We start from the raw sequence: 14,735 nt of genomic DNA, 5'->3' as shown, positions 1-14,735 counted from the left end.
CTAAAGAAGTGGACTAGAGGACAATAATATGGTTATAGAAACGGAAAGACTGATTCTTAGAGAAATGAATAAAGATGATTTTGGTGCTCTTTATAGAGTTTTGGCAGATTCTGATATTATGAAGCATTATCCATACACCTTTGATGAGAAAAGAGTCAGAGGTTGGATTACAAAAAATATGGAAAGATATGCAGTGTTAGGATTTGGTCTGTGGGCAGTATGTCTGAAAGAAACAGATGAAATGATTGGAGACTGCGGACTTACCATGCAGTTTATCAATCATACCATCAAGCAGAACCGCTGTTTCTTATGGATGCAGACCGGTTGATGAGTACCTGGATGAAGAAAACGAAATCACAAAGGTATTTGGTATTACGAGAGAAGAATGGAGGTTGTGTAACAAATTGTAGAAAAGGACAGAAACGGAGGTTGATATTGTATGAAATATCCAATAGAAGAGAATATGCCATATTTGTGGCTTGCACTTCTTGTACTGGTTATCTTTTATGGAATATATTTTGCTAAGATGTTGGCACAGAGAAGACAGGGAATCCAGACACGGCAGATTGGAAGAGTAAAAGAAAAATCAGTACATATAGTAGAGCTGTTGATGAGTATTGCGACACTTGCCGCTCCTGTTATTCAGATATTATCCATTATATTTGGTTGGAATCACATGCCTGCAAATGCAAGATTTACAGGATTTTGTATAGGAATGCTTGGTGATATCATATTTCTAGCGTCAGTACTATGCATGAAAGATAGCTGGCGGGCAGGAATCCCGGACAAAGATAGAACCAAACTTGTTACGACCGGAATTTATCGTTATAGTCGGAATCCGGCTTTTTTAGGTTTTGACCTTATGTATGTAGGAATACTGTTGATGTATTTCAATTTGTCAATGCTAGTAGTATCTGCATTTGCTATCATCATGCTGCATTTACAGATATTACAGGAGGAGCGGTATCTGACAGAGAATTATGGAGAGTCATATAGAGAGTATCGGAAACATGTTTTTCGTTATCTGGGAAGGAGGATTAGAAGCAGAGAGAAAAAGGAAGCGGAAAAAGAGCTGAGTGGCATCTAACCAGCTCAATCTTCTACATGGAAGACATATTCCACCAGCATATTAAAGTATTTTGATATCCGCAGCATAAATTCGGCAGATGGGGTGCTGTCCCCTCGCTCTATCCTGCCGACAGTTTTGGTGCTGTATCCGATAAAAAGAACTTGCAATTTCATTTTTGGTATGGGTCTCTTCTTTCTTGTATAGTCTTTCGATTTCGGGCTGGTGTATATACAATACATATGTATTGAAATAGAAATGATTTAGCATTATAATGAAGAAAATAGATGGAAGTGAGGTGCTGAATATGGCTAGTACAATTCAGGTCAGAGTAGAAGATGAGTTAAAGAGTAAATCATATGCACCTATGACGGAGGCAGAAATGCTTGCAAAATTGGAAAAGTCCAGAGAACAGGGGATGTTCAGAGATGCAGATTTTGTGGTTTCTGATATGAGGTTGAAGTATGGATTATAAGATTGTTTTAATGAGGGATGCGGAGGAGAATCTTGATAGATTTATCACATATCTTTTGTTTGAAAAGAAAAGTTAAGCCTGAGCCTAACAGCTCAGGTATTTTTCTTTATTTGGAACATTTTGCAACTATGGCACAAGTTTTATTTTCATTGAAATCCTATATTGCTTCGGTGTCATATGATAATGTTCTTTGAAGCACTTATAAAAATGTGTTGTATTCGTAAAATGCAGTTCATCCATAATTTCAGATATAGAAGCGGTCGTTTCAAGCAGGAGAGCAGCCGCTCTTTTCATACAGAAAGTCTGACTGTAATCGAATAGGCATGAATTTGTATATTTCTTAACTATAGAGTTTAAATAATTTCCACTGTAATTTAATAATTGTTCAAGCTCTGAACGTGTAATGCGTCCATTGGTGTCCTCTAAAATGTGACTTATGTGTGTGAAAAGAAGAAAATCATTGTCTGCTTCTACATGGACGGGCGTGAAATGAAAGTGTTCTGGATTGGACAGATAATCAAACAATTCTAAAAGCATTCCTTTGATGACATAAGTAGAACCAAGCTTTGGATACATAATGGCACGAAGTATATTGTCAGTTATGGCGTGGAGAGTATGGTGCCAGTCTTTGTTGTTTAGTGATGGCATAAATTCAAGATATTCCTTTGTGTCAGGATTATCGAGATTATCTGAAAGAAATCTAAGAATAGGGTTATGGCCGGGTCTTTCTATATCCGGAAAATAAACTTTTGGTTCATCTTCTGAAAGCTGTTGGACTAGCTCTTTTGACATTCCGATAAACAAAAGAGTTGCATCGGAAGAAAAAATTTCTTTGTGTACTATATTGTGGTTCATAAGACAACAGCTTCCACTGTGGAACACAAAATCATTCTTTTCAATCAGCTGATGGATTTCGCCATCCAATACAATAAGAAGCTCGTAAAAATCATGAATATGTGGAGACCTCATATTAAAATGATTGATTTCCTTTTCTGTTTTAAAGCTGTAAAATGTATTTTCACGTGGTGAAGTCATCAAAAAATTTAGATATTTGTCATCGTTAGCTCTGTTACATGTTTCGAGTGTGAACTGTATTGGTGCAAGTATTTTGATGTATGAATTGATTGTACTGTTTATATTATCCTGTTCTATGATGTTTTTGACAGTATATGATGAGGTCATAATGGTATATTTTTCTCCTTATCCACGAATATGATAAAAACTAACTGATATTTTATCACATATGTTATAGAATTGTAAGCAATAATTTATTAAAGTAACAGTATACAAAACATAAGCGTTTATGAAAAATACAATACAAACTATTATTGTTAACAGGAAAAAGGAGGTTGCATTTATTATGCAGGAAACGGAAAAGAAATACCTGAAATGGTATCAGAAGATAGCGTATGGAGCAGGAGACCTGGCTTCAAATACAAGCTATGGACTTGTATCAAGCTTTGTACTTTTATATTTATCTGATACAATGGGGCTTAACACAGGAATTATTGGAACATTAATGCTGGTATCGAAATTTCTTGATGGGATTTCAGATGTGATATTTGGAAATTTAATCGATCGCACTAAGTCAAAGCTTGGAAAGGCAAGACCATGGATGCTGTATGCACAGATAGGCGTATCACTTTGTCTCGTGCTGCTGTTTTCAATTCCGGGTGGAATGAGTGAAACTGCACAATATGCGTATTTCTTCGCATTTTATACAGCACTCAATGCTATCTTTTATACAGCAAACGGAATAGCATATTCAGCATTATCAGCCCTTATTACCAGAAACAAGAATGAAAGGGTTCAGTTGGGATCAATACGTTTCATGTTTGCAGTTGTTACAAATATTGTAATGGGATTTGCAGTAACAGGTGCAGTTGATGCCTTTGGCGGTGGAGCTGCAGGATGGCGTATGGTTGCTGTTATATGTGGTGTAATCGGACTTGTTGTCAACACAATAAGCTGCCTGTGTGTTAAGGAGTTACCGGAAGAAGGTAGTGCAGCAGTTGAGGATACTCAAAAACCGAAGGATGACAAAATAGGTTTTGTTGAGTCTTTGAAGTTACTTATAAGTAACAAATACTATATTTTAATTGTTGCAATTTATATTGTTTATTATTTCATGAATAATCTTACAACAGGTTCAGCTATTTACTTTATGAAACATGTACTTGGAAATGGTTCATTACTTGGATTGTTCTCAATGATGAAGATGTTCCCTGTAATAATTGCACTTATTTTTACTCCGATTCTTGTAAAGAAGACTGGAAGCATGCAAAAGGTTAATTTCTGGGGATATGTAATCAGTGATATCTTAGGAATATTTCTAATTATTTTTGCGATGCAGAAGAATTTACCGATGATGTTACTTTTTATGTTCCTTAAGGGAACATTTGCCGGAACAATGTCGGGAACATTAAATGCCCTGATTGCTGAAATCAGCGGATATACCTATCGTACGAAAGGGGTACATATTGATGGAATGATGTTTAGCTGTTCATCACTTGGAGTAAAAGTTGGTGGTGGAATTGGTACTGCGGCTGTAGGCTGGCTATTGCATGCAGCAGGATATGCCGGAAAAGCTGCAACTCAGACCGCAGCAGCTACAAATATGATTTTCAGTATGTATATCACAATCCCTGTAATTCTTGGCGTCGTAATTACTATTCTTCTTGGTTTAATGAAGGTGGAAAAGGAAAATAAGAGAATTGACATGGAAAGAGCAGAACAAGCAGACTAACAGATTGAAAGAGGAATGAAGTATGCAGTGTCATAATTTTAATGAGGACTGGACATTTGAAAAAGCTGATCAGGCTGACAGATTAAAAGCCTTTTATGGGAACAGTAATGCAGTTGCTGTTACACTTCCTCACGATGCAATGATTCGTGAAAAAAGAGATAAGGACTGTCCTTCAGGAGCACAGAGTGGATTTTATCCAGGAGGTGTGTATACATATGAAAAAAAATTTATGGCTCAAAATGAGTGGAAAAAGCAGGATGTATTTCTGGAATTTGAAGGAATTTATGGAATTGCAAGAGTCTGGATTAATGGAGCGCTAGCGGCAGTGAATCGTAATGGATATATGGGTTTTTCGGTTGACTTAAAGCCATGGATAAGCTATGAGCATGAGAATATTATAAGAATAGATGTCGATAACAGTAAACAGCCTAACAGCAGATGGTATTCAGGCTCAGGAATTTACAGAGATGTCAATCTGTGGACCGGAAAAGATGTATATATTTCACATGATAAGCTGCGTATTACAACATTGTCAGTGAATGATGACATGGCGGTTATAGAGGTGTGTGCGCAGTTGAAAAACATTATTGGACATGGATTAGAGGCAGAATGTCTGATTGAGATAAAAAAAGATGGGCAGAAAACTGCATCGGATACGCAAAGAGTAGTATTTCGCTCAGAGCAAATGCAGACAGTGCGTGTACAAATACCGATTGAACATCCGAAGAAATGGAGTCCAAAACAGCCGGCGTTATATGAGTGTCATATAACGACAAAGTTTGATGATAAAATATGTGATGAAGCAGTTTCTAATTTTGGAATACGTGTATTGGCGCTAGATCCTGTACGTGGATTACAGATAAATGGTGAGACAGTTAAGCTGCGAGGAACCTGTATACATCATGATAATGGCGTGATAGGTGCTGAGACATTTAAGGAGGCAGAATGGTACCGTTGCAAGAGATTGAAGGAAGCGGGCTTTAATGCTATAAGAAGTGCACATCACCCAATGAGCAGAGCAATGCTTGATGCGTGTGATCATATTGGAATGCTGGTTATGGACGAGCTGACGGATATGTGGGACAAGGAAAAAAATACATATGATTTCTCCGATATTTTTGAAGATGAATATAATCAGTGGATTAATCATATGGTTGAAAAAGACTATAATCATCCATCGGTTATTATTTATTCAGTTGGAAATGAGATACAGGAAGCAGGAACTAAGCAGGGAGCCTGGATAAACAGAATGCTATGCAATAAATTCCATGAGCTCGATAATACCAGATATACAACGAATGCATTGAATGGATTAAACTGTGCAGGCAGGCGTCTTGGCTTTATTATGAGAGATGTTGCAGAAAAATTTGGAATGGATTCACATGGAAGTGGAAGCGGAGGAGGAAGCAATGCCTTAAACAGTTTTATGAGTCTGATGTCAGGTGAAAAAGGAGAGTTTTTTGCAAAGCATCCGCTTGTTTCAGAAGCACTTGAAGAATGTTCGCAAAGCTGCGATATAACAGGACTCAACTATTTAAGTGGAAGATATGAGCTGGAGCATGAACTACATCCTGCTAAAACGGTCCTCGGTACGGAAACATATCCGGCCGACATAGAAAATCTCTGGAAGCTTGTTGAAACTTATCCACACGTAATTGGAGACTTTACATGGACCGGTTACGACTATATAGGCGAGGCTGGTGTAGGAATATTCCATTATGATGGAAATGCCAATTTTACAAGTATTTATCCTGAGAGACTGGGATATATCGGAGATATTGATTTGATTGGAAATCGAAGACCAATCAGCTATTTCAGGGAAATAGTGTATGGTCTGACAGATAAACCATATATTGCGGTCGAGAGACTTGAACACGCAGGACAGACAGCTGGTAAAACTGCATGGATGTTTAAGGACAACATCAGTAGCTGGACATGGAAGGGATTTGAAGGGACAATGGCAAATGTGGATGTTTATTCATCAGGTGATGAAGTAGAGCTTTTTCTGAATGATAAATCGCTTGGAAGAAAACCGGCAGGAAGAGAAAATCATTTTACAGCATCTTATGAAGTGCCATATGAACCGGGAACTTTAAAGGCAGTTGCATATCAGAAAGATAGGAAACTGGGTGAATATGAGCTTTCTACAGCAAAATCAGTAACAAAGCTAAAAGTGTGTCGTGTAACTGAGAATGAGAGGAATATAGCATATATCAAGATATGGCTTGTAGATGATAATGGCACAATTAATTCACAGGAAGCTGAAAAAAGACTGCTTAATGCTAGTGTTGTAGGAAATGGTGTGCTGGAAGGATTTGGTACAGCTAATCCTTCTAGTGAGGAGGACTATTTTTCTGATTCAGTAACAACATTTGATGGAAGCGCTCTGGCAGCAGTTCGATGGAAGGATGTCAAATCGAAGGAGCCGGCTGTTCTTAAAGTATGGACGGATGATGGTTGTCAGGTGATGATAAATATAGAAAATAATTAAATATTAATGGTGTATGTTATACTTAGTGAGTATGGCATACACCATTTTTATTGAAGTAAAATAAATGTATCAGGGCTTTGAATTTTCATCAGTGTTTTACGGATTCGTGGAGATATATTTTTAAATTCCCATTACAGGGAATTTTGTTGATAGTGTTGTTATGTTTGTTTACATGAATAGTATTACTAAAAAAGTATTGACAAAATAAAATGAACGGTGTATATTTTAAACATGAACAACGTTCATTTAACAAAATAACTAAATGACATTACATTGAAGAGGAGTGAATTCGTGAACCATCTTGCAACTTCAAAAGAAGACATATTAGCTGCAAGCAGAGATCTAATCAAAGAAAACGGATGGACTGCTGTAAGCATACGAGCTGTTGCATCCCGATGTTCTGTTTCGGCGGGGACAATCTACAATTACTATGAATCCAAGGCCGATTTGCTTGGGGATACAATTGAGAGTATTTGGCGTGAAATCTTTTTTAACCCTGAGGATGAGCAGGCATTTAACGATGTTGCTGCCTGTATCTCATGGATTTATAAAAGACTGGAATATGGAAATGAGCAATTTCCGGGCTTCTTTTCTCTGCATTCGCTTGGATTTATGAAGGATGAAAAAACGGATGGAAAGAAGAAAATGCTGCAGACATGGGGGCATATTCTTAATGGATTATGCGATATATTAAAGAATGATCGTAAGATTCGTCCAGATGTATTTGATGAACAATTCACGGAAAAACAGTTTGCAGATATATTATTTTCTTTAATATTGGTATCAATGATTCGTCAGGATTATAATCCGTCTTCGATTTTGATGTTGATTAACAAAACATTATATTAAAATTCTCCCACATTAGAGTGTGGGAAGATTTTTGAAACAAAATGAACAATGTTCATTTATACATTTAAAGATGTATCTAAGTAGAAAGGATTTTTATTATGCAGGCAATTGTAGAAACTTTATTTGATACCGTATATTTGTTTTCGGTAATCACAATCGGAATTTTAATGATTCGAAAAAGCAAAGGAAACCGTCAGTTTACCATGTTTGGAATTATGGCAGTTATTTTAGGAGGTGGAGATGCATTTCATCTGATTCCTCGTGCTGCAGCGCTTTGTACAACAGGTCTTGAGAACTTTACCGTACAGCTTGGGTTAGGCAAGTGGATAACCTCTGTCACTATGACTGTTTTTTATGTCGTTCTCTATCATATATGGCGTAAGCGTTGTCAGATTAAAGGCTATAAAGCAGCTACAGCAGCTATTTATAGTCTTGCAGGATTAAGAATTGTTCTGTGTATGATGCCTCAGAATGCCTGGCTCAGTGCAGATGCTCCACTTTCATGGGGAATCTACTGAAATATTCCGTTTGCACTGATGGGATTAATTATCATAGTTTTATTCTATAAAAGTGCAAAAGAAAATAACGATAGCTCTTTTCGTTGGATGTGGCTGACAATTGTCCTGAGCTTTGCATTCTATATTCCGGTTGTACTGCTGGCTGATGTAATTCCGATGATCGGCATGCTGATGATTCCAAAAACCTGTGCATATGTGTGGACAGTATTAATTGGCTACAAGGCAATGAAAAAATGACTTAGCCATTTTTTAGTAGTTTTATTGTAACACAGAACAAAATATGATTTTGATGCATTATATGATGATGGGAGAGCTCCTAATAAGCATAAAAAGATAATGGTCAATTTTATGGAAAACAATGCGGATTCAGAGATTTATTCCAATGAATTGAAAAAACAAGCTGGATTTAGCAAGGATGGAGAAAAGGGATTTGATGGTGCAATAACGAATCTTATGATACAGACATATCTGTGCAACTGCGATTTTAAGAAGAGAGTGAATAAGAAAGGCATGGAATATGGATGGGATGTTGCAGTGTATTCATCTATCGAGCATATCTATGGATACGATTATGTGACTTCCTGCTATAAGGATAATCCGCGGGATTCATGGAAACAGCTTGTAGACTATATGCATGAGATGTATCCGGAGGCGACGGATAAGCAGATAAGGAAGATATTAAAGTAATACAGGTACAAATCAACCCATCCACACAATTAAACAAAAAAATTATCATATTAAATTTTTTCATAGACCAGGTGGGGATACTTCACATGTACCGGCTTCCTCTTTGTAATGGAAAAAGTATTGCAGTAAAGTAAATAAATCAGTATCATATATTTATACACACAAATAACGGAAAAGATATAGAATACAAACGGTATTTACAGGGCAAATCAAATTCGATGTAAATTGGTTTGATTTGCCCTTGTTTTTTAGTTCGATATTGCAGAGTATCACTCCACAGACACGCAGTTCGAACAAGTCTATAATTCCTTGATTTTTTCATTCATTTTTCTGACATCATTGCGATAGTGAAGCATGAAGCCTCCCCAAATTATAAATGCCAAAGCTATTTGAAATATGGCTGCAATAATTCCGTGAAGGATAGAACTTGTTCCTCCTATCCATCCGACAGTATATGCAACGATTGTATAAATAATACAGCCTGTTCCCATGTGAATAATTATTTTAAAAGGCATTGGAAGATTGTCTTTGTGATAAATCATGGTCGGAAGTCCAAAACCCAGACCTACAATTATGCATCCGATAACCATTTTGGAAAATTGGCAATTATGTAAACTGAAATTACCGTCATAGGCGATGTCAAATACCATTCCTGTAACGCAGAAAACGGTTAATGCTATACCAATTGACCAAAGTAGATTTTGAAATTTGCATAAATCCGGCACCAAGCTGCTGTTGCATTTCGTACAGTCTTTTTCGGGAACGGTAGCGGTGTTCTTTGCCATAAATAATAGTATCTTTGTTTTCTACCCTTACCATGTATATTTCTTTTGGCTGTAAAATGACAATATCATTTTCGTTTTGAAAAGCTGTAATGGGGCTTTCATTTGAACCGAATATATCAAGGGTACGCTGGATGCTGTCAGTGATTTTATCTGCATATATGATGGCATATGGTTCGCTGTATTCAGGGGAAAGTTCTATACTTACCTTCATGTAAAATCCTCCTTTCTTTTTGGTGAGTTAATCATACAATATTTCATATATAATGTCTCGCATTTGGATGTAAGTGACGAAAAAATATGTGTAAGATGCGTTAAAGAGTATACAAAAGTAAGCGGATTAAAATATCAGGATGGAAATTATGATCTGGTAAAGCTTCAGGACAAGGAATATCAGGATAAATTGCAGATCCAGATTGATTATTGTACAGACCATAATGGCAATGAAGATGGCAAGGCAAAATAACTGTTATGTAAGAAGCAAAACCAATGAGTAAAAGCAGATACCATAATTACCGCTGATGCAGTATATTTATCCTTACCGGTCCGTTATTGTGCTTTATCAGGTGTCTGTATATCACAATCCCTGCGATTATGAAGCAGCCAATCTGGATTGAGGCTGTTTTTATAGTCAAAAGGACATTGAATGCAAAAAAACCAAATGTCAGAATAGATCTGAGCGAATGTGGATTTATTATTACTACAACTGAAAAGAATATAAAGAAAAATGCTAGATAGACAGCCGGATGCAATTCCGGAAACAGGCCCAAAAGGACTCCGAAGGAGGCGGTAATAGCTTTACCGCCTTTTTGTTTTTGTAAAAAAGGAAATGCATGTCCAAAGACAGGTGCAACTAAAACAGGTACAAACAGAAGTGAGTTTATATCTAAGCATTTCTGACCAAGATACACCGGGATAAATCCCTTTGCAAGCTCACATATGAGTGAGAGTATTCCGCATAAAAAGCCACCATACATAAATGCGTTGCTCACACCCGGATTGTGGTCATCGGGAAGTGTGCAGATATCAATGTTTTTTAATAGTTTTGGTATCCAGTAAGCAAAGAGAGTGCTTCCGAGTACGAAGCCTAAGAGTGTAAATAAAAAATATAGCATGATAATTTCCTTATAGTTTTATAGTTACATGGTTTTATAGTCAGTCAGTTGTATCAGTGTGAGTCAGTTCTTCAAGCAGACCAACAATCTGTATGGCAGCATAGGGCTTTTGCTCACGGCGCTGTGCACGTATCATTTCTGCATTTAGCTCTTTATTTTCTATCATTATTTTCCCAAGCTCAATCTGCTTTGACAGACGCTTTGATGAGACAGACAGATGACGTTTTTTGAAAAATGCAACATTTGCTGCCTCGCATCCGGGGATTGGAGCAGTGTGTACAATCGGTATATTTTTTACCAGTGCCTCAGTTGATGTGAGGCCGCCGGGCTTTGTATAGATTACATCACAGGCATCCATGAAAAGCGAAACCTGATTGGTGTAGCCTATTACGTGTACACGTTTGTTGAACTTGAACTCATTTTGCAGTATGCGTTTTATTTTAGTATTGTTGCCGCAAATGATTACAATATGCTCATTATTATGGCATCTTATTGCAAGCTCTGCGGCAAAGACAGCAAGCTTGCCAAAACCCATGCTGCCACTCATCACAAGAAAGATAGGCACATCGGATGGCAGATGTAATCTTGTTCTTGCAGCAGCTTTAGCAGTCCTTGTACAGAAGGCCTGTCGTACCGGGATGCCTAATGGCAGCAGCTTGTTTTCAGGAATACCACGTTTTGCAAATTCATCGGTCAGATCATCGTGTGGAATAACATAATAATCCACATTTGTCTCTTCCCAGAATGGGATACAGGTGTAGTCGGTTCCTACAGCGACGGCAGGGATATGAAGCAGATTTTTTCGCTTCATGCAGCTCAGGGTCTCAGCAGGGTACAGATGAGGTGTGACGACAGCATCAAAGCCGTTTGATTCAATGTATGCTGATAGCTTTTTACAAAGCAGGGCATTGGCAAAATAGACAGGGGATTTACGTTTATCACTCGATATCAGCATGCCAACCTTATAGAGTAGTCCGAAGAAAAACGGAATATGCTTTACAATGCCTATATATGCTCCTGATACTGCGTGCGATATTCCTTTACCCGATAAGAGAAACATATCTATCATTGTCACAGAATGTCCTTTATGCTCTGCCGCTTCTTTTATAGCTTTACCGGCACTGTTGTGTCCCTCGCCGGTGTCACAGGATAAAATAAGAATTTTCAAACCGTTTAATTCCTTCCTAAATAAAATATGCGATAAGTGTACCACAATTTTTTAAAATAATCTACAGTGCAATAAAAGGTTGACATATCTAAGATCAAAGCTTATTGTGGTAGCTGGAATGTAAAAAATAGTATAATTATAAACTACAGATTATGGATATGATGGAGGCTTTATTTGAGATGGAAAATTTAATGTTTTGTCTAAATGCCACAGGACCTATTTTTCTGATGATGGTGTTTGGACTTTTTCTTCGCAAAGTGGGAATTTTGGACGAAGACTTTGCAAATAGGATGAATAAGTTTGTGTTTAAGATTCCTTTACCATTTTTGCTGTTTAGCGATCTTGCAGCGGTTGATTTTTCAAAGGTTTGGAACATTAAGTTTATAGTATTCTGCTTTGTGGTTACGCTGATAAGCATTACAATATCAACACTTGTTTCCTGTTTGTGGAGGGATAAATCCATACGGGGCGAGTTTATACAGGCCTCATACAGAAGCAGTGCGGCGCTGCTTGGAATAGCTTTTATTCAGAATATCTATGGAAATGCAGGCATGGCACCTGTCATGATTATAGGAAGTGTGCCGCTTTACAATGTGATGGCGGTTATAGTACTTTCGTTTTTTAAGCCGGGGCAAAACGGCATAGACAGGGCAGTGCTCAAAAAGACATTTAAGGGAATAGTGACCAATCCTATTATTTTAGGAATTGTTGCAGGACTTCTGTGGTCAGCTATAGGTCTGCCATATGCAGGAATACCGGCAAAGGCAGTGACGAGCGTTGGCAATATGGCTACACCTATGGGGCTTATGGCCATGGGTGCCACCTTTGATTTGAAAAAAGCATCAGCAAAGGCAAAGCCGGCATTTGCAGCCACATTTATCAAGCTTGTAGGCTTTGTAGCAGTATTTCTTCCTATTGCAGTAGCTTTCGGGTTCAGGGACAGTGAGCTTATTGCAATTCTTGTGATGCTTGGCTCAGCTACTACAGTGAGCTGCTTTGTCATGGCAAGAAATATGGGGCATGAGGGCGTTATCTCATCGACCACGATAATGCTCACGACACTGCTCAGTGCTTTTACACTGACTCTCTGGCTTTACATAATTAGAAGCCTTGGACTTGTATAAAATGGAAGAACATAACTGTTGATTTGGTGGATAATTACTCTTTACTTTAGCGTGATAATTTGCTAATATGTTAAAAGATTGTAGTTATTGGATGATTCTGAATAATTACAATGATTATTTAACATATGGAGGAAATGAGTATGAGAAGAGGATTAGCACTTCTTTTGACAGCAACTTTAGCACTTTCAATGACTGCCTGTGGTGGCAGCAAGGGTGCAGGAACACAAAAAAGCGAAAAGGGCGACGGCATGACCTACGCAGTTGAGGCAGGCTCAGCAGGAGAGGCTGTGGCAAAGGAAAAAGGCTTTAATTACAATTCGGTTTCATCACAGGCTGATGCGCTTATGGAGGTTAAATCAGGTACATCTGATGCGGCAATCATAGATCTTTTAATGGCAGGAGCCATGATTGGAGAGGGCACAAGCTACCCTGATTTAGTACATACAACAGAGCTTACATCAGAGAAGTATGGTGTCGGATGCCGTAAGGGTTCTGATCTTGCTTCATATATCAACAGTGTACTCGCAGAATCATATGCTGATGGCAGCGCGCAGGAGATTGCAAAGAAATACGGAGTACAGGATTCACTCCTTGAGCAGGAGCCTTGCGAGTTCAAGCAGTCTGAAAGCGACAGTGATGTGGATTATATCAAGTCACAGGGCAAGCTGATAGTCGGTATCACAGAGTTTGAGCCTATGGATTACAAGGATAAGGATGATAAATGGATTGGCTTTGATGCAGATATGGCTAGACTTGTCGGTGAGAAGCTCGGCGTGGATGTTGAATTTGTAGTTATCGACTGGGACAACAAGGTTATGGAGCTTGATTCAAAGAAGATTGACGTTGTCTGGAATGGTATGACACTCACAGATGAGGTTACAAAGTCTATGGAATGCACAAATGCATACTGTAACAATGCACAGGTAGTTGTTGAGCGGGAGAAATAAAATGTTCTGGACTGTTACACAAGCACTTATGAGTGGTCTGTGGACCACCTTTGAAATATTTATACTGACACTTATATTTGCACTGCCACTGGGGCTTATATTTGCATTTGGGCTTTTGAGCAGGTTTAAGCCTGTCAAGGCTGTCATGAATGTGTTTGTATGGGTTATCCGCGGTACACCGCTTATGCTTCAGCTTATCATCATATTTTACGGACCGGGCTTGTGGCTTCATCAGGCTATATGGAGTGGTGACGAGACCGGACGTATTACAGCGACGGTTGTAGCGTTTGTCATCAACTATGCATGTTATTTCTCTGTTATATTCAGAGGTGGCATAGAGGGTGTTCCGGCCGGTCAGAGAGAGGCAGGACAGGTGTTAGGCATGACAAAGCAGCAGATTTTCTTTAAAATCACTCTGCTTCAGATGATCAAGCGTGTTGTTCCGCCTATGTCAAATGAGATAATCACTTTGGTAAAGGATACTTCTCTTGCCAGAATTATTGCGGCATACGAGCTTACCTTTGCGGGAGCGGCGTTTATGAAGTCTGACGGACTTACATGGCCACTGTTTTATACAGGTGTATTTTATCTCGTATTTGTCGGAATCCTTACACTTTTATTTAATTATATCGAGAAAAAGCTGGATTATTTCAGGTAGGAGCTTCCTGTATAATTTAAATTGTAAAGGGAGTTGACCAAAGAAAATACCTCAAGTAAATTTAGATTATTACTGACCGGCAAAGTTGGTAAAATCTAAAGAATACAAG

The 14,735-nt window shown here is 38.1% G+C and carries 16 protein-coding genes and 2 pseudogenes; 12 read left to right on the top strand and 6 right to left on the bottom strand.

The annotated features are described in order from the left end of the window. Positions 1-28: 28 nt before the first annotated feature. Entirely contained in the window at positions 29-328 is a 300-nt protein-coding gene (locus tag ACTQ1L_RS02965) for a GNAT family N-acetyltransferase (RefSeq protein ID WP_441365387.1), read from the top strand. A 111-nt stretch (positions 329-439) separates the two neighbouring features. After that, positions 440-1,087 carry a methyltransferase family protein gene (locus ACTQ1L_RS02960; RefSeq protein WP_441365386.1) on the top strand — a complete coding sequence of 216 codons (648 nt, stop codon included), beginning with the start codon at positions 440-442 and terminating at the stop codon, positions 1,085-1,087. A gap of 5 nt (positions 1,088-1,092) precedes the next feature. Here the strand turns inward: ACTQ1L_RS02960 and ACTQ1L_RS02955 are convergent, their stop codons facing one another. Then, on the bottom strand, positions 1,093-1,242 hold the full coding sequence (locus ACTQ1L_RS02955; protein WP_441365385.1) for a helix-turn-helix transcriptional regulator: 150 nt from the start codon (positions 1,240-1,242) through the stop codon (positions 1,093-1,095). 131 nt (positions 1,243-1,373) lie between these two features. On the opposite strand from ACTQ1L_RS02955, the gene ACTQ1L_RS02950 reads away from it, so the two are divergent. After that, positions 1,374-1,541: a hypothetical protein gene (locus tag ACTQ1L_RS02950; protein WP_441365384.1), complete on the top strand. Its 168-nt coding sequence runs from the start codon at positions 1,374-1,376 to the stop codon at positions 1,539-1,541. Positions 1,542-1,667: 126 nt separating this feature from the next. Here ACTQ1L_RS02950 and ACTQ1L_RS02945 read toward each other — a convergent pair whose 3' ends face one another. Further along, positions 1,668-2,723, bottom strand: coding sequence for a helix-turn-helix domain-containing protein (locus ACTQ1L_RS02945; RefSeq protein WP_441365383.1), 1,056 nt, complete (start codon positions 2,721-2,723; stop codon positions 1,668-1,670). Between the two features lie 178 nt (positions 2,724-2,901). Between ACTQ1L_RS02945 and ACTQ1L_RS02940 the strand changes: the two genes are divergently transcribed. From ACTQ1L_RS02940 to ACTQ1L_RS02920, 5 genes and pseudogenes are all read left to right on the top strand, one after another. Further along, positions 2,902-4,287 (top strand): MFS transporter, encoded by a 1,386-nt coding sequence (locus ACTQ1L_RS02940; RefSeq protein WP_441365382.1) that lies wholly within the window; start codon positions 2,902-2,904, stop codon positions 4,285-4,287. A gap of 22 nt (positions 4,288-4,309) precedes the next feature. Further along, positions 4,310-6,778 (top strand): DUF4982 domain-containing protein, encoded by a 2,469-nt coding sequence (locus tag ACTQ1L_RS02935; RefSeq protein WP_441365381.1) that lies wholly within the window; start codon positions 4,310-4,312, stop codon positions 6,776-6,778. A gap of 291 nt (positions 6,779-7,069) precedes the next feature. Next, the gene (locus ACTQ1L_RS02930) at positions 7,070-7,627 is read left to right on the top strand and encodes a TetR/AcrR family transcriptional regulator (RefSeq protein ID WP_441365380.1); all 558 of its coding nucleotides are present in this window, start codon (positions 7,070-7,072) and stop codon (positions 7,625-7,627) included. A 98-nt stretch (positions 7,628-7,725) separates the two neighbouring features. Continuing rightward, a pseudogene (locus ACTQ1L_RS02925) lies at positions 7,726-8,398 on the top strand (hypothetical protein). Positions 8,399-8,427: 29 nt separating this feature from the next. After that, positions 8,428-8,832 (top strand): annotated as a pseudogene (locus tag ACTQ1L_RS02920) (AlkZ-related protein); the annotation flags it as partial. A gap of 299 nt (positions 8,833-9,131) precedes the next feature. On the opposite strand, the gene ACTQ1L_RS02915 reads toward ACTQ1L_RS02920, so the two are convergent. Together ACTQ1L_RS02915 and ACTQ1L_RS02910 are read right to left on the bottom strand one after the other, a co-directional pair. Continuing rightward, positions 9,132-9,482 carry a DUF3021 domain-containing protein gene (locus ACTQ1L_RS02915; RefSeq protein WP_441365379.1) on the bottom strand — a complete coding sequence of 117 codons (351 nt, stop codon included), beginning with the start codon at positions 9,480-9,482 and terminating at the stop codon, positions 9,132-9,134. Next, complete coding sequence (locus tag ACTQ1L_RS02910) at positions 9,472-9,828, bottom strand: LytTR family transcriptional regulator DNA-binding domain-containing protein (protein ID WP_441365378.1); 357 nt, start codon at positions 9,826-9,828, stop codon at positions 9,472-9,474. The genes ACTQ1L_RS02915 and ACTQ1L_RS02910 overlap by 11 nt, the downstream gene beginning before the upstream one ends. Positions 9,829-9,891: 63 nt before the next feature. Here ACTQ1L_RS02910 and ACTQ1L_RS02905 point away from each other — a divergent pair, with 63 nt between their 5' ends. Continuing rightward, positions 9,892-10,080, top strand: a complete 189-nt coding sequence (locus ACTQ1L_RS02905) for a hypothetical protein (RefSeq protein WP_441365495.1) — start codon at positions 9,892-9,894, stop codon at positions 10,078-10,080. Positions 10,081-10,126: 46 nt separating this feature from the next. On the opposite strand, the gene ACTQ1L_RS02900 is transcribed toward ACTQ1L_RS02905, so the two are convergent. Continuing rightward, positions 10,127-10,729: a glycerol-3-phosphate acyltransferase gene (locus ACTQ1L_RS02900; protein ID WP_441365377.1), complete on the bottom strand. Its 603-nt coding sequence runs from the start codon at positions 10,727-10,729 to the stop codon at positions 10,127-10,129. Between the two features lie 40 nt (positions 10,730-10,769). Next, a complete protein-coding gene (locus ACTQ1L_RS02895) occupies positions 10,770-11,897 on the bottom strand; it encodes an MGDG synthase family glycosyltransferase (RefSeq protein ID WP_441365376.1) in 1,128 nt (375 codons plus the stop codon). 179 nt (positions 11,898-12,076) lie between these two features. Between ACTQ1L_RS02895 and ACTQ1L_RS02890 the strand changes: the two genes are divergently transcribed. From ACTQ1L_RS02890 to ACTQ1L_RS02880, 3 genes are all read left to right on the top strand, one after another. Then, positions 12,077-13,021: an AEC family transporter gene (locus tag ACTQ1L_RS02890; protein WP_441365375.1), complete on the top strand. Its 945-nt coding sequence runs from the start codon at positions 12,077-12,079 to the stop codon at positions 13,019-13,021. 140 nt (positions 13,022-13,161) lie between these two features. Continuing rightward, positions 13,162-13,968 (top strand): transporter substrate-binding domain-containing protein, encoded by an 807-nt coding sequence (locus ACTQ1L_RS02885; RefSeq protein WP_331675719.1) that lies wholly within the window; start codon positions 13,162-13,164, stop codon positions 13,966-13,968. A 1-nt stretch (position 13,969) separates the two neighbouring features. Further along, the gene (locus ACTQ1L_RS02880; protein WP_148885005.1) at positions 13,970-14,626 is read left to right on the top strand and encodes an amino acid ABC transporter permease; all 657 of its coding nucleotides are present in this window, start codon (positions 13,970-13,972) and stop codon (positions 14,624-14,626) included. Positions 14,627-14,735 lie beyond the last annotated feature (109 nt).

Source organism: Agathobacter sp. LCP21S3_B2, from assembly GCF_052118705.1.
GTDB lineage: Bacteria > Bacillota > Clostridia > Lachnospirales > Lachnospiraceae > Roseburia.
Note: the sequence above shows the minus strand (reverse complement) of the source record. Positions and strands in the feature narration are given on the sequence as shown.

What these genes read in the sequence shown, in the direction of transcription:
- ACTQ1L_RS02965 (WP_441365387.1), top strand. Translation starts at nt 29, where the DNA reads ATGGTTATAGAAACGGAAAGACTGATTCTTAGAGAAATGAATAAAGAT.
- ACTQ1L_RS02960 (WP_441365386.1), top strand. Translation starts at nt 440, where the DNA reads ATGAAATATCCAATAGAAGAGAATATGCCATATTTGTGGCTTGCACTT.
- ACTQ1L_RS02955 (WP_441365385.1), bottom strand. Translation starts at nt 1,242, where the DNA reads ATGAAATTGCAAGTTCTTTTTATCGGATACAGCACCAAAACTGTCGGC.
- ACTQ1L_RS02950 (WP_441365384.1), top strand. Translation starts at nt 1,374, where the DNA reads ATGGCTAGTACAATTCAGGTCAGAGTAGAAGATGAGTTAAAGAGTAAA.
- ACTQ1L_RS02945 (WP_441365383.1), bottom strand. Translation starts at nt 2,723, where the DNA reads ATGACCTCATCATATACTGTCAAAAACATCATAGAACAGGATAATATA.
- ACTQ1L_RS02940 (WP_441365382.1), top strand. Translation starts at nt 2,902, where the DNA reads ATGCAGGAAACGGAAAAGAAATACCTGAAATGGTATCAGAAGATAGCG.
- ACTQ1L_RS02935 (WP_441365381.1), top strand. Translation starts at nt 4,310, where the DNA reads ATGCAGTGTCATAATTTTAATGAGGACTGGACATTTGAAAAAGCTGAT.
- ACTQ1L_RS02915 (WP_441365379.1), bottom strand. Translation starts at nt 9,482, where the DNA reads ATGGTATTTGACATCGCCTATGACGGTAATTTCAGTTTACATAATTGC.
- ACTQ1L_RS02910 (WP_441365378.1), bottom strand. Translation starts at nt 9,828, where the DNA reads ATGAAGGTAAGTATAGAACTTTCCCCTGAATACAGCGAACCATATGCC.
- ACTQ1L_RS02900 (WP_441365377.1), bottom strand. Translation starts at nt 10,729, where the DNA reads ATGCTATATTTTTTATTTACACTCTTAGGCTTCGTACTCGGAAGCACT.
- ACTQ1L_RS02890 (WP_441365375.1), top strand. Translation starts at nt 12,077, where the DNA reads ATGGAAAATTTAATGTTTTGTCTAAATGCCACAGGACCTATTTTTCTG.
- ACTQ1L_RS02885 (WP_331675719.1), top strand. Translation starts at nt 13,162, where the DNA reads ATGAGAAGAGGATTAGCACTTCTTTTGACAGCAACTTTAGCACTTTCA.
- ACTQ1L_RS02880 (WP_148885005.1), top strand. Translation starts at nt 13,970, where the DNA reads ATGTTCTGGACTGTTACACAAGCACTTATGAGTGGTCTGTGGACCACC.